The 14,576-nt window shown below is 70.7% G+C and carries 10 protein-coding genes; 5 read left to right on the top strand and 5 right to left on the bottom strand.

Going from position 1 to position 14,576, the window contains the following annotated elements:
• Position 1: 1 nt before the first annotated feature.
• From OG579_RS19750 to OG579_RS19740, 3 genes are read right to left on the bottom strand one after another with little or no spacing between them, the layout of a single operon-like run.
• A complete protein-coding gene (locus OG579_RS19750; RefSeq protein WP_328857334.1) occupies positions 2-1,114 on the bottom strand; it encodes an MlaD family protein in 1,113 nt (370 codons plus the stop codon).
• Positions 1,114-1,980, bottom strand: coding sequence for an ABC transporter permease (locus OG579_RS19745; protein ID WP_328857333.1), 867 nt, complete (start codon positions 1,978-1,980; stop codon positions 1,114-1,116). Before OG579_RS19745 ends, OG579_RS19750 begins: the two co-directional genes overlap by 1 nt.
• Before the next feature lie 5 nt (positions 1,981-1,985).
• Complete coding sequence (locus tag OG579_RS19740; protein ID WP_328857332.1) at positions 1,986-2,810, bottom strand: MlaE family ABC transporter permease; 825 nt, start codon at positions 2,808-2,810, stop codon at positions 1,986-1,988.
• A gap of 207 nt (positions 2,811-3,017) precedes the next feature.
• On the opposite strand from OG579_RS19740, the gene OG579_RS19735 reads away from it, so the two are divergent.
• The 3 genes from OG579_RS19735 to OG579_RS19725 all read left to right on the top strand — a co-directional run bounded on the left by OG579_RS19735 (position 3,018) and on the right by OG579_RS19725 (position 8,812).
• Positions 3,018-4,253, top strand: coding sequence for a CaiB/BaiF CoA transferase family protein (locus OG579_RS19735; RefSeq protein WP_045824018.1), 1,236 nt, complete (start codon positions 3,018-3,020; stop codon positions 4,251-4,253).
• 13 nt (positions 4,254-4,266) lie between these two features.
• On the top strand, positions 4,267-4,962 hold the full coding sequence (locus OG579_RS19730; protein WP_045824072.1) for a TetR/AcrR family transcriptional regulator: 696 nt from the start codon (positions 4,267-4,269) through the stop codon (positions 4,960-4,962).
• 253 nt (positions 4,963-5,215) lie between these two features.
• The gene (locus OG579_RS19725) at positions 5,216-8,812 is read left to right on the top strand and encodes a WD40 repeat domain-containing protein (RefSeq protein ID WP_328857331.1); all 3,597 of its coding nucleotides are present in this window, start codon (positions 5,216-5,218) and stop codon (positions 8,810-8,812) included.
• A 4-nt stretch (positions 8,813-8,816) separates the two neighbouring features.
• On the opposite strand, the gene glpK (OG579_RS19720) is transcribed toward OG579_RS19725, so the two are convergent.
• Both glpK (OG579_RS19720) and OG579_RS19715 read right to left on the bottom strand, forming a co-directional pair.
• The gene (gene glpK, locus OG579_RS19720; protein ID WP_328857330.1) at positions 8,817-10,334 is read right to left on the bottom strand and encodes a glycerol kinase GlpK; all 1,518 of its coding nucleotides are present in this window, start codon (positions 10,332-10,334) and stop codon (positions 8,817-8,819) included.
• Complete coding sequence (locus tag OG579_RS19715) at positions 10,331-11,119, bottom strand: IclR family transcriptional regulator (RefSeq protein WP_328857329.1); 789 nt, start codon at positions 11,117-11,119, stop codon at positions 10,331-10,333. Before OG579_RS19715 ends, glpK (OG579_RS19720) begins: the two co-directional genes overlap by 4 nt.
• Positions 11,120-11,274: 155 nt before the next feature.
• Between OG579_RS19715 and glpK (OG579_RS19710) the strand changes: the two genes are divergently transcribed.
• A complete protein-coding gene (glpK, locus tag OG579_RS19710; protein ID WP_045824022.1) occupies positions 11,275-12,789 on the top strand; it encodes a glycerol kinase GlpK in 1,515 nt (504 codons plus the stop codon).
• Between the two features lie 49 nt (positions 12,790-12,838).
• Positions 12,839-14,575 carry a glycerol-3-phosphate dehydrogenase/oxidase gene (locus OG579_RS19705; RefSeq protein WP_328857328.1) on the top strand — a complete coding sequence of 579 codons (1,737 nt, stop codon included), beginning with the start codon at positions 12,839-12,841 and terminating at the stop codon, positions 14,573-14,575.
• Position 14,576: the final 1 nt, after the last annotated feature.

Below are 14,576 nucleotides of genomic sequence, written 5' to 3'. Positions count from 1 at the left end.
CTCATCGTCCACCCGCCTTCGGCGCCGGACTCTTCGCCGCCGGGCTCGTCGGGGCGGCCTTCGGCGCCGGGGGCGCGAGCATCTGCAGGAACGGCGCGAGCTGAGGCATCTGCGCGACGGTGAGCCCGACCTGCAGGGTGACCTTCCCGTTCTGGGTGGGCATCGACTTCTCCAGGCGGCCCAGCAGTTCCCGCGCGTCGCCGACCGCTGGCGGGATCGACCGCAGCGTCTGTCCCAGCGGCGATCCGGTGACGATCAGGAAGTCGAGCAGGGTGGCCAGTCCGTCGTAGTTGTCGCGCACGAGACCGCCGAGGCCGCCGACGGTGGTGACCAGTCCCGACAGCGAGTCCTTCACCGAGTTCACCACGCGGGGATCGGTGTAGGCGGCGGTCTGCCGGGTCAGGCTGATGAGCACCGAGTCGAACGGCCCCTCGAGATCGGCGACGCCGCGCGTGACCGGGCCGAGGATGCGGATGAACTCCGCGAGCGGCATCTGCTGCCGGGACGCGGCGAGGTTGAGCAGGTCGAGCCCGGACCGCACGAGCGGCTGCACCGCGGTGACCAGCCGATCGGCGATGTCGATGGTGCGGCTGAACTCGTCACCGGTGATGGTCGTCGAGATCTCGCCCACCTGGCGCAGCAGATCGGCCACCGACACATTCGTCGAGTCCGCACCGATGGTGATCCGTTCACCGTCGCGCAGGCGACCCGCGCCCGGCGTCGGACCCGACGCGGTCGAGGTGGCCGCCTGCAGTTCGATCCCGGTGACGCCCAACAGGTTCGACGGTGCATAGGCGGCCGACACCCGGTCGGGGATGGACGACGCCTGGTTCGCGTCGATCGACATCGCGATCTCCTGGCGACCGTCGTCGGTGACGGTGACCCCGTCGACCCGTCCCACGATGAGACCGCGGTACTTCACGTCGCCGCCGGCCGCGAGACCGTCGCCCACGGAGTCGGCCACCGCCGAGACCCGCACGGTGCTGTCGAAGTCGCCGCGGGCGTACAGGGTGAGCGGGATCGCGAGGACCAGGACGACGACCAGGGTCGCCGCACCGAGGGCCAGCAGTGCCGTGCGTGAGGGGCCGCGCCCGGACGGATCGTGGTACGCCATCAGCCGGAGAACCTGAAGCCGACGTCGGATCCCCAGAAGATGAGGGTGAGCAGCATGTCGAGGACGACGATGATGACGAAGCTGTTCTTGATGGCGCGGCCCGAGGCGACGCCGACACCCTCGGGTCCGCCGCTGGCGTAGAAGCCCTGATAGCAGTGGATGAGGATGACCGCGACGACGAAGACGACGGCCTTGATGACCGCGAACAGCATGTCGACGGGGGCGAGGAACGCGTTGAAGTAGTGGTAGTAGGTGCCCGGCGACTGCCCGTTGACGGTGTTGACGACGAAGGCGCACGACAGGTAGCTGAGGATCAGGGTGATGAGGAACAACGGGATGATCGTGACGATCCCGGCTATCACCCGGGTGCTGACCACGAACGGGATGGGGCGGATGGCCTGGGCCTCGAGGGCGTCGATCTCCTCCGAGATCCGCATCGACCCGATCTCGGCGGTCATACGACAGCCCGCCTGGGCGGCGAATCCGATCGCGACGACGATCGGTCCCAGCTCGCGGGTGTTCACATACGCCGACAGGAAGCCGGTCAGCGGGCCGATGCCGAACAGCTTCAGCGTCGCGAACGACTCGATGCCGATCGACCCGCCCACCGACAGTCCCAGCACGACGAGCACCACGACCGAACCGCCACCGACGATGAGGCCACCCGATCCCCACATGAGGTCGGACAGGACCGCGCCGGTCTGGCGGCGGTAGACGCGCAGGGCGTGCGGGATCGAGCGCAGGACGTCGAACACGAAGTGGACCTGGTGTCCGATGCGTTCGACCACCGATACCGGGACGACCGCGGCACGGCCGAGGTTCGTCGTCCACCGCCGCGACCTCGCATACGTCTGCAGTCCGACCATGCGGGTCAGCCCGCCTTGGTCGTCACGAACATCGTGACGAGCTGGGTGACGGCGAGATTGAGCAGGAACGACGCGACGACGCCGAGCACGACCGCGGCGTTGACGGCGTCGGCGACACCGCGCGGACCACCCCGGGCCTCCAGGCCGCGCTGGCAGGCGATCGCCACGACCACGATCCCGAACAGGATGGACTTCGCGATCGCGATGACGAGGTCACCGACCCCGGCGAACTGCCCGAATCCGCCGAGGTAGCTGCCGGGGGCGCCGCCCTGGAACGACACGTTGATGAAGTAGCCGGCGGTGACGCCGACGAAGATGATCTCCATACACACCAGCGGCGCCACGAAGACGACCGCGAGCAGTCGCGGCGCGACCACCCGACGAGCCGGGTCGATACCCATGGTGCGCATCGCGTCGATCTCGTCGCGCACGGTGCGGGCACCGAGGTCGGCGGCGATGGCCGACCCCACGGCACCACCGATGAGCAGGGCCGACGCGATCGGCGCACCCTGCTGCAGGATCCCGAGTGCGCCCGCCGCGCCGGCGAGCGAGGACGCGCCGAGCTGCTGGGTGAGGCTGCCGACCTGGACCGAGAGGATGACGCCGAACGGGATGGCGACCAACACCGCGGGGATACCGGCGACGCCGGCGAAGAAACTGGTCTGGGTGAGGGTGTCGCGCCACTTGTGGCGACCGGTGACGATGTCGCGGAGGAGATGGGCGAACGAGCCGGCGGTGAGCTCGATGAGGCGGCCGAGGGTGGCGATCGCCGACAGAACGGCGTCGACGAACCGCTCGAGGGTCGACGATCCGCGTTGGGAGACTCCCACCGAACCCGCCACCACCGCTCCCCTGCCCGCGCTTCTTCGCGACTCACCGTCGCCGTGATCGTGGTCACTGTAGTGGTTGCGATGTGAGTTTTGCTTCTTTTGGCGCGGTTCGTTGGACGCCTGACCGGGAACCGTCCGGTCGATGGTGACGGTGTCCCACGAGCACGCCGTCCACGCTGCGCCGAACGCGGGTGGCACCCTTGCACCATGACCGAATCGCACCCGCAGGACACGCCTGCGACGCCCTCCGGCCGCGGCGCACTCGACGGTGTCCGGGTCCTCGAACTCGGCACGCTGATCGCGGGCCCGTTCGGCGCCCGCCTGCTCGGCGACATGGGGGCCGACGTCATCAAGTTCGAGGCGCCGGGCTCCCCGGATCCGTTGCGCGGGTGGGGACAGGCCGAACGGGACGGCCATCGGTTCCTGTGGACGGTGCACGCGCGCAACAAGCGCGCGGTCACCCTCGATCTGCGCGACGAACGCGGTCGGGCCCTGTTCCTCGACATGGTGGCGACCGCGGACATCATCGTGGAGAACTTCCGGCCGGGGACCCTCGAACGGTTCGGCCTCGGCTACGACGTTCTGCGGGAACGCAATCGGGGCATCATTCTCGTACGGGTCTCCGGTTACGGACAATCCGGACCCGATTCGGCGCGCACGGGATATGCGTCGGTCGCCGAGGCGGTCAGCGGTCTGCGCCATCTCAACGGCTATCCGGGACAACGGCCGCCCCGCCTCGCACTGTCCCTCGGCGACACCCTCGCCGGGATGTTCGCGGTCCAGGGCGCTCTGGCGGCGCTCTACCACCGCACGGTCACCGGCGAGGGACAGGTCGTCGACTGCGCGCTCACCGAATCCTGCCTGGCCGTGCAGGAGTCGACGATCCCCGACTACGACATGGGTGGAGTGGTCCGTGGTCCGTCGGGCACACGCCTCGATGGCATCGCGCCGTCGAACATCTATCCGAGCGCCGACGGGTCACTCGTGGTGATCGGCGCCAACCAGGACACCCTGTTCCGGCGGCTGTGCGCGGCGATGGGTCGCCCCGAACTGGCCGACGACGAGCGCTACGCGACCCACATCGCGCGCGGACGCAACCAGGACGAGCTCGACGCGGAGATCGAGGCGTGGACGTCCACCGTGCCGACCGAGGACCTCATCGAGACACTCACCGCCGCCGGGGTGGTGGTCGGCCCGATCAACACCGTCGCCGAGGTCGTCACCGATCCGCAGATGCTCGCGCGCGACATGATCGTCGCCCACCACGACGAGCGGATCGGCGAGACGGTGCTCGGACCCGGTGTCGTGCCCAAGCTCCTGGGCACCCCGGGGTCGGTACGCAGCGCCGGCCCGGCCACCCCGGGACACCACAATGCCGAGGTCTACGCCGATTTCCTCGACGCGCAACAGCTGGCCGACCTGCGCGCAGCGGGTGTGGTGTGACAGCGGGGCCACGATGACGACCGCACCCGATCCCGCCGCACCCGATGCCCCGGATGGCTCGGGGGCGACGACGCCGAAGGGTCGCCGCACCGAGCGGGCGCTGCTCGACGCGGCGCGGACCGTGTTCGCCGAGAAGGGCTACCTCACGGCGAAGATATCCGACATCGCGTCGGCCGCAGGGCGATCCACCGGTTCGTTCTACAACTACTACGACAGCAAGCAGCAGCTCCTCGAGGCGCTGCTCGGGGACTTCGCAGCCCAGGTGCTCGACGAGACGCGCCGCAATCTGACACCCGACCCGGCGGTGAACGTCGAGCAGGCCGTGCGCGCCTACTGGAGCTCCTACCGCGACTACCTGCCGGAGATGATCGGCGCGTTCCAGTTGTCGATGACCGATCCGCAGTTCGCGCAGTGGTGGCGCCACCGGCGATCCGAGGGCATCTCCGCCGTCCTGGCCGTCTTCCGTTCCGCCGAGGCCACCGGGGTGCGGATCGGGCTCGACAAGTACCTGTTCGCCTCGGCGATCGTGTCGATGCTCGAATCCTTCTGTTGGACATGGTTCGTCACCGGCGGCGACGAGGCCGTGGAGCGATCGGCGACGTCCGACTCCGCACCGGACGAGGAGAGCGCGATCATGACGCTCACCGAGATCTGGCGCCGCGGACTGATCAACCCGGCCGAGAACGATGCGCCACCACCGAATCCGTAGCGACACAAACTATGTCGACGCGGCCGTCGCCCACCGGGCTGCCATTGGACAAAAGCAGTGGGTGTGCTCACAATGGCGGGCGGGGAACACGCGGTACCGGCCGATCGGCCGACCGTAGGAAACATCCCGGCGGTCGCGAGACCACCGGATCGAGGGGGGAACCTCGTGCACACACACCACGGAGCTCAACCGTGCCCGGAGTCGGACGCGGGGTCGCCGGCGGCGACCCGTCCGACCGCCGACGAGGTCGACCATGTCCTACGACGGGCGTGAGCGGGGCGGGGCCGACCTGCGCGAGGTCGCGTCCCCCGTTCAACCGGACGCCACCGCACCGGACGCCACCGCCTCGGACACCACCGACACCGACGTCGATGCCGACACCACCGCCGAGGTCGTCGCGGCGCCGGTCGCGAACCCGGTCGTCGATGCCGGTCCCTATCGCAGCCTGACCCCGTACTCCGAGGCCGACGGCGACATCTTCTTCGGCCGCACCGACCTGTGGCGTCGGCTGCACGTCCGCGCGGTGCCCGGCGGCGGTCTGGTCACCGTCGTCGGTCCGACCGGAGCGGGCAAGACCTCACTGGTCCACGCCGGACTCGTCCCCGAGGTCCGCCGCAGCGGTCTGCGACGCGACGGCGAGCGTGTCGCCGCCACCGTCGCCACCATGACCCCGGGCTCCGCGCCGATGAGCGCGCTCGACGCCGCCCGCGGTGCCGCCGATCCGGACGATCACCCCCACGCCACGGCGTGCCTGCTGGTCGTCGACCAGGCCGAGGAACTGTTCACCCTCTGCGATCGCACGACGCGTACGGAATTCCTCGCCGCGCTCGACCGTCTCGCCGCCGACCGACGTTTCGCGGTCGTCATCGTCCTGCGCGCCGACTTCTACGCCCGGGCGGTGGCCGAACCGGTGCTCGTCGGCACCCTCGACGACCGCGCGGTCGTCGTGCGCACGATGAGCGACGACGAACTCCTCGCCGCGATCGAATCGCCGGCCCGCACCCGCGGCGCCTCGGTCGAGGCGGGTCTCGGCCCCCAGATCATCGCCGATCTCCACGCCGCCGAGTCCGGCGCGCCGGACCTCGTCGCGCTCGGCATGACGACGGACCACCTCTGGCGCACCCGCGCCGACGACACGCTGACCCTGGCCGCCTACCGCGCATCGGACCCGCTCGACTCGGTCGTCGCCGACACCGCCGAACGCGCCTGGACCCGGCTCACCGAGGCCGATCGGCGCACGGCACGGCTCGTCCTGCTCGCGACCGTGCGCGTCACCGCCGACGGCGAGGTGGTCGCGGCCGACGTCGCGCGGACCGATCTGCACACCCGGTTGGGTCGACACCGTCGTCTCGACACCGTCATCGACCACCTGGTCGGCGCGAACATCGTGCGGGTCGTCGACGGTCGGCTCCGGCTGACCCACGACTCCCTGCTCCTCGCATGGCCCCGGTTGGCCGACTGGGCGGCGCAGCGCCGCGCCGACGCCCCGATCCGTGCTGCGGTGATCGCCGACGCCGGCCGCTGGGACGCCGGCGGCCATCCCGCCGACGAGCTCTACGACGAGGCGCGACTGCAGTCCGCCGACCGCGCCGTCGAACCGGTCGACGTCCTCGGTGCGCCGGCCGAGGCGTTCCTCGCCCGTTCCCGCGAGCGGGCGGCGTTGCGCCGATCCCGCCGTCGCGTGCTGCTCGGCGTGCTCGTGTTCGTCGCCGTCGTGTCCCTCGTCGTCGCGGTCACCTCGGTGATCGGTGGCAGCCATATGGCGTCGCAGCGCGACGCCGCCCGGACCGACGCCGCCCTCGCCCGGATCGGCGCGACGGCCGCCTCCGATCCGACCGCATCGGCACGCCTGGCCCTGCAGGCCTTCCGTGCCGCCCCCGGCGATCCGCGCGCCGAGTCGGCGTTGCTTTCCACGCAGTCGACGCCCTTGGCACGTCCGCTGTCGTCGCTGCCGCCCTCGGTCGCGGTCGCCACCACCGGATCCGCCCGCTCGGACCGTGTGGCCCTCACCTCGGCCGACGGCACCGTCCGCATCACCGGCCCGGACGCCGCGGTGACCGCCACCGTCGACGACGCGACCACCGCCCGCGGGCCGCAGTCGGTCGCCCTCGACGCGGGGGCCACGCTGCTCGCCGCCGCCGGTGACGCCGGCGCGGTGCGCCTGTGGCCCGTCGACGCCGCGGGCGCGATCACCGGCGCGCCCGTCGTGGTCGGCGACGGACCGGCACCGGTCGAGTCGCTGACGTTCGCACCGAACCGTCCCTGGCTCGCCGCCGTCGACGCCGCCGGTGCGGTACGCGTCATCGACGTCGCCGATCCGCGCCGGCCGCTCATCCTGTCGACGCTTCCCGGCCAATCCGCCGCGCGCACCGCGGTGTTCGCGCCCCCGGCCACCCCCGCCGCCGCACCGACGCTCGTGGTCGGTTCGGCCGATCGCCGCGTCACCGCGTGGGATCTGTCCGATCCCCGCTCCCCCGTCGCCGACGACGCCCGGCTCGTGCTCGACAACCCGGTCGCGGCGGTAGCCGTGACCGCGGGAGGCGACACCCTCGCCGCCGCCGACGCCTCGGGCTCGGTCACGCTCGCGTCGCTGTCGGCGTCGGGACTGACCCGGGTCGGACCGGGGCTCGGCCGGTCGGGCGCCGTCGACCCCGGCGTCGACGACACCGTCGTCGGGGTGTCGAGCCTGTCGTTCGCACCCACCGGACACCGACTCGCGGTGACCTCGGCCGACGGCTCGACGCGGGTCTGGGACGTCACGCACGCCGGTCTGCCCCGCGTGCTCACCGGTGACCTCCGGTCGGAGTCGACGACCATCGCCGCGGCACGCTTCACCGACGCCTCGACGCTGGTCACCGCGGGCAGCGGTGTGCCGCAGGTGTGGTCGCTGCCGCGCGGTCTGCTCGACGGTGGCTTCGGTGGCGTCGCGACCCCGGCGTGTTCAACGGCCAAGGCCGCGTGCGCGACGTCGTTCGTCGACGGACCGGTGCAGGTGTGGAACGCCGCCGATCCGTCGGTGCCGTTGGGCGGGTTGGTCATCGACGCCCCCGATCACTTCGACGGTGCGGCGATGAGCCCCGACGGCCGATGGATGATGACCGTCGACGCCGGGCACCTCGCCCAGCTGTGGGACGTCTCCGGTCCCGGTGCCCCGCTCGCGGTCGGTGCGCCCGTCGCGCTCGGACCGCAGCCGGTGGGCACCATCCGGTTCAGCCCCACGTCGTCGATGCTGGCGATGAGCCTGCGCGGCAACACCTCCGTGGGCGTCTACGGCGTCGATCGTCGCGGCCTCACCCCGGTCGCCGACCTCGATATCGGTGGAGCACCGGTAGCCGCGGTGGCGTTCTCGGCCGACGCCGGGCAGATCGCACTCGGCGGCTCCACCGGCGTCGTCCGCACCCGCCTCACCCCGTCGGGCACCGGTCAGGTCTCGGGTCGGCTGACCCCGGGCTCGCCGGTCACCGCGCTCGGCTACGTCGACGGCGATGTCGTCGTCGGTGACAGCACCGGCGGCATCACCCGCTACCGGGCCGACACCGGCGGTCAGGTCGGACCGCGGACCCCGCTGGGTCGGTGGGCCGTCACCTCGATCGTCGCCCTGGGCACCACGACGGCGACGGCGTCGGCCGACGGCACCGTGCACCGCATCGGCGCCGACGGTTCGGTGCGTCGGGTCGGCAACCTCTACGGCACCGCCGATCAGGGCCCCGCGCGCCTGACCGCACTCGGCGACGACACCGTACTCGTCACCGGCGACGGAGGCGCGCAACAGTTCTGGTCGTTGCGCACCGACGACGTCGCCGCACAGGTGTGCCGGGCGACGGCGTCGGACGGGTGCGCGGCGCCCTGACGCCCTAGGCGGGCCGCCAGTTCGACGACAGCTCGACCGCCCGTGCCCACGTCGCGACCTGACGATCCCGCTCGTCGGCCGGCATCCGCGGCGACCACCGGGCGGCGGCCTGCCAGTTGCGGCGCAGCTGCGCGGTGTCGGTCCAGAACCCGGCGGTGAGACCGGCACCGTAGGCCGCACCGAGGGCGACGGCCTCGGCCATCCGCGGACGCACCACGGGCAGCCCGCAGATGTCGGCGATCATCTGCATCAGGAGGTTGTTGGCGGTCATCCCGCCGTCGACGACGAGCTCGGTCAGGCGGGTCGCGGCATCGGCGGCGGTGAGATCGTCGTTGACCGCCGCGATCATGGCCTGCGCCCCGAAAGCGTTGGTCTCCAACGCCGCCCGCGCGAGATGACCCCGGGTGACGTAGGCCGTGAGACCGACGATCAGTCCCCGACTGCCCGACACCCAGTGCGGCGCATGCAGACCCGAGAACGCCGGCACGATGTAGCAGCCGCCGTTGTCGTCGACGGTGCCCGCGAGGGTCTCGATCGCCGCAGCCGTCTCGATCAGCCCGAGGTTCTCCTTGAGCCACTCGACCAACGCGCCTGCGGTCGGGTTCGAGCCCTCCAGCGCGTAACAGAGGGGTTCGCCGTCGATCTGGTAGGCGACGGTCGTGATCAGGCCGTTGCGCGAACGCACCAGCTCGGCACCGGTGTTGAACAGCAGGAAGCCACCCGTGCCGAGGGTGTACTTCGATTCGCCGCTCTCCAACGCCGTCTGCCCCACCAGCGCCGACTGCTGGTCGCCGATCATCGTGGTGATCGCGACCCCCGCGACCGGTTCGGTGGTCACCCCCACCGCGCTCAGCGAGGGACGGATGTCGGGCAGCATCTGCTCGGGGATATCGAACGCGGCCAACAGTTCCCGGTCCCACCGACCGGTCTCGATGTTCATCAGCATGGTGCGTCCGGCGTTGGTGGGGTCGGTGACGTGCAGACCGCCGTCGGGCCCACCGGTCAGGTTCCACACCAGCCAGCTGTCCATGGTGCCGAACAGGACACGTCCCGCCCGCGCCCCCTCGCGCGCCCCGGGGACCGTGTCGAGCAGCCACCGCAGCCTCGGTGCCGAGACGTAGTTCGACAGCGGCGTACCGCTGCGGCGCTGGAGCTCGTCGGCGTGGCCGTGCGACCGGAGGTCCTCGACGAGATCGGATGTGCGTGTGTCCTCCCAGACGATGGCCCGGTGCAGGGGGATCCCGGTCTCGCGGTCCCAGATCACCGTCGTCTCACGTTGGTTGGTGATCCCGAGACCCACGATCTGTTCGGCCGTCGCGCCCGCCGACCGCAGCGCCTCGGGGATCAGCAGGCGCACCAGTGACCAGATCTCCGAGGCGTCGTGCTCGACCCAGCCCGGTCGGGGGAAGTACTGGCGGTGTCGGCGCTGGGCCACCGACACCAGCACACCCCCGCGGTCGTAGACGATGCAGCGGGTCGAGGTGGTGCCCTGGTCGATCGCGGCGACGTAGCGGGTGCTCACCGGATCCGCCCCCCGGTCGCGACACCGTGCCCGAGTTCCCGGGAGATCGACCGGGCCGCGCTGATCACGTTGTCCACGATCGCGGTGCGCGGGAGCTCACCACGACCGCAGATGTCGTCGACACCCCCCATCACACCCACCGCGGCCATCACCGTGCCGCCGGCGTCGCGGATCGGGGCGGCCACCGCGGCCTGGTCGTGGACGAGATCACCCACCGCGACCGCCCATCCGGTGTCGCGGACGCGCGCGAGCTCGGCGACCAGGACGCCCGCGTCGACGATCGTGCGCTGGGTGTGGGCCACGAGGTCGGTCCGCAACACCGACCGCGCGAGGTGCGCGTCGTAGGCCAGGTGCACGCGCCCCAGTGCGCCGGCGTGTGCGGGCACCACAGAACCGGTCATCAGCGGTCGGGCACCGGCTCCGTGGGTCGCTAGCACGTCGTGCACCACCTGCACGGCGCCGCCCCGCACCACCGTCACCTGCGTGGCCATCGTTGACCGCGACGCCAGCGCGTCGGTCCAGTTGAGGGCACGCGACCGGATCTCGTTGACATCCCACACGTCGCGGCGCGGGCCGAACGGATCGTCGGCCAGGCGGTATCGACCGCTGCGTTCGTCCTGATCGACCACCCCGCCGGCCACCAAGGTGCGCACGAGACCGTGCGCGGTGGACTTCACGACGCCGACCGCGGAGGCGATCTCGGCCAGGGTCATCGGCTCGTCGCGCGCGGCCAACAGATGCATCACCGCGGTGGCACGTTCGACCGACTGGATGAGACCCGGCACGTGGCCGACGCTACCCGCTGCGGGCCGTTCGACAATGCCGAACGCTGTCTCTCGTCACAACGCATGCCGGTGCATACCGTCAGAGTCACGGTGAGATCCAGATCACCGGTTCTCGATTTTCCCCACACAGCGTTGTGACTGACGGAAAAGGACCCATGACCAGCTACGTAGGCGCCATCGACCAGGGTACGACCAGTACCCGCTTCATGATCTTCGACCACAAGGGCGCCGAGGTCGCGCGCCACCAGCTCGAGCACGAGCAGGTGATGCCGCAGGCCGGCTGGGTCGAGCACGATCCGATCGAGATCTGGGAGCGGACCTCGTCGGTGCTGCAGAACGGGTTGCGCAAGAAGAACCTCAAGGCCACCGACCTCGCCGCGCTGGGCATCACCAACCAGCGTGAGACCACCGTCGTGTGGAACAAGAACACCGGTCGGCCGTACTACAACGCCATCGTCTGGCAGGACACCCGCACCGACAAGATCGCCTCGGCGCTCGAGCGGTCCGGCGCGGGAGACATCATCCGCGAGAAGGCGGGTATCCCGCCGGCCACCTACTTCGCCGCCGGCAAGGCGCAGTGGATCCTCGAGAACGTCGAGGGTGTCCGGGCCGACGCCGAGGCGGGCGACGCCTTGTTCGGGACCATCGACACCTGGGTGATCTGGAACCTGACCGGCGGCGTCGACGGCGGCGTCCACGTCACCGACGTCACCAACGCCAGCCGCACCATGCTGATGAACCTCGAGACCCTCGACTGGGACGACGAACTCATCGCCCTGTTCGACATCCCCAAGGCCATGCTGCCGACGATCGTGCCGTCGTCGCCGAGCGAGCCCTACGGTCACACCACCCGGACCGGCCCGCTGGCCGGCGAGGTCCCCATCGCCAGTGCGTTGGGCGACCAGCAGGCCGCCATGGTGGGCCAGGTGTGCTTCTCGCCCGGGCAGGCCAAGAACACCTACGGGACAGGGAACTTCCTGCTGCTCAACACCGGCGAGAAGCTGGTGCGGTCGAAGAACGGGTTGTTGACCACCGTCTGCTACCAGTTCGGTGACCAGCCGCCCGTATACGCGCTGGAGGGCTCGATCGCGGTGACCGGTTCGGCCGTGCAGTGGCTGCGCGATCAGCTCGGCATCATCTCCGGTGCGGCACAGAGCGAATCGCTCGCCCGCGAGGTCCCCGACAACGGTGGCGTCTACTTCGTGCCCGCGTTCTCCGGACTCTTCGCCCCCTACTGGCGGTCGGATGCCCGCGGCGCGATCGTCGGGCTGTCCCGCTTCAACAACAACGCCCACATCGCCCGGGCCACACTGGAATCCATCTGCTACCAGAGCCGCGACGTCGCCGACGCGATGGAGAAGGACTCCGGGGTGAAGCTGGAGGTGCTGCGCGTCGACGGCGGCGTCACCGCCAACTCGCTGTGCATGCAGATCCAGTCCGACGTGCTCGGCATCCCCGTGAGCCGACCGGTGGTCGCCGAGACCACGGCGCTCGGCGCCGCCTACGCCGCCGGGCTGTCGGTCGGGTTCTGGGCGAACACCGACGAGCTCGAGACGCACTGGAAAGAGGACTCCCGCTGGGAGCCGCACTGGACCGAAGACGAACGCGCCGACTACTACGGCCGCTGGCAGAAGGCGGTCACCCGCACCCTCGACTGGGTCGACGTGTGATCCACATGCCCACGGCACCGTCACATCTCATCATCAGGAGAACACTCGCATGACCTTGCAACCCATAGCCCTCAACCCCGAATCGCGCCGCTCCGCACTCGCGTCGATGGCGGCCCAGGAGCTCGACGTCCTCGTCATCGGAGGTGGTGTCGTCGGTGGCGGCGCCGCCCTCGACGCCGCCACCCGCGGTCTGCGCGTCGGCCTCGTGGAGGCCATCGACTACGGCGCCGGCACCTCGAGCCGGAGCTCGAAGCTGTTCCACGGCGGTCTGCGCTACCTCAAGCAGCTCAACTTCTCCCTCGTCTTCGAGGCGCTGCGCGAGCGCAAGTTGATGCTCAACACCGTCGCGCCGCATCTCGTGCGTCCGGTGGAGTTCATCTTCCCGCTCGTCACCCCCGTGTACGACCGTGCCTACGCCGGCGCAGGCATCGGCTTCTACGACATCCTCGGCGCGGGACGCGGTGTGCCCCATCACCTCCGGCACATCGGCAAGAAGAAGACGTTCTCGATCTTCCCCGGCGCCAAGCGCGGCACCATCCGCGGCGGCGTGCTGTTCTACGAGGGTCAGGTCGACGACGCCCGGCACACGATGATGTTGTCGCGCACCGCGGCGAGCTACGGCGCACTGTGTGCCTCGAGCGCCCGCGTGACCAGCTACCTGCGTGAAGGCGACCGCGTCGTCGGCGCCCGCATCGAGGATCTCGAGTCCGGCGAGCAGATCCAGGTCCGGGCGAAGCACGTGGTCAACGCCGCGGGCGTGTGGACCGACGAGCTGCAGGAGATGGTGGGCACCACCAGCGGACTGCGCGTCAAGGCGTCGAAGGGCGTGCACATCGTGGTCCCGCGCGACCGCATCGACTCCGAGGTCGGCCTCATCACCGAGACCGAGAAGAGCCTGCTGTTCGTGATCCCGTGTCCGTGGAGCGACGACTTCTGGATCATCGGCACCACCGACACCGAGTGGAACCTCGATCTCGCGCACCCCGCCGCGAGCAGCGCCGATCTCGACTACATCCTGGCCGAGGTCAACGTGATGCTGGAGGAGCCGCTGGTGCGCGACGACATCGTCGGCGTGTACGCGGGCCTGCGGCCGCTGCTGGCCGGCGAGTCCGATCAGACCAGCAAGCTCTCGCGGGAGCACGCCGTGGTCCCGGCCGCGCCGGGTCTCACCGTGATCGCGGGCGGCAAGTACACCACCTACCGGGTGATGGCGGCCGACGCCATCGATGCCGCGGTCGAGGGTGTGCGCGGTGTCGAGCCGTCGCGGACCGACCGCGTCGCGCTCATCGGCGCCGACGGGTACGACGACCTGTGGGAGGCACGGGTGCGTCTGGCCAACGAGCACGACCTGCCGGTGAAGACCGTCGAGCACCTCCTCCACCGCTACGGCAGCGCGATCTCGGAGATCTTCGCGGTCATCGCCGCCGAGCCCGAGCTGGCCCGCCCGGTCGCCGCGAGCGACAACCGGTACCTCGGTGCCGAGATCCGTTACGCGGTCACCCACGAGGGCGCCCTGCACCTCGTCGACATCCTCGCGCGGCGTACCCGTATGTCGATCGAGACCACCGACCGCGGTACCGGTGCCGCGGTGGAGGTCGCCGACATCGTCGCCGGCCCGCTGGGCTGGGATGCCGATCAGCGCGCGCGGGAGATCGAGAACTACCGTGCGCGTGTCGCGGCGGAGATCGAGTCGCAGCGTCAGCCCGATGACGCGACCGCCGACGCCGCCCGCATGGGCGCGCCAGGTGTTCGCGGCTCCGCCGCCGTCGCCGACGTCTCCGCGTGAG

This window comes from Williamsia herbipolensis (genome assembly GCF_036153515.1).
GTDB classification, from domain to species: Bacteria; Actinomycetota; Actinomycetes; order Mycobacteriales; family Mycobacteriaceae; genus Williamsia_A; species Williamsia_A herbipolensis.
Note: the sequence above shows the minus strand (reverse complement) of the source record. Positions and strands in the feature narration are given on the sequence as shown.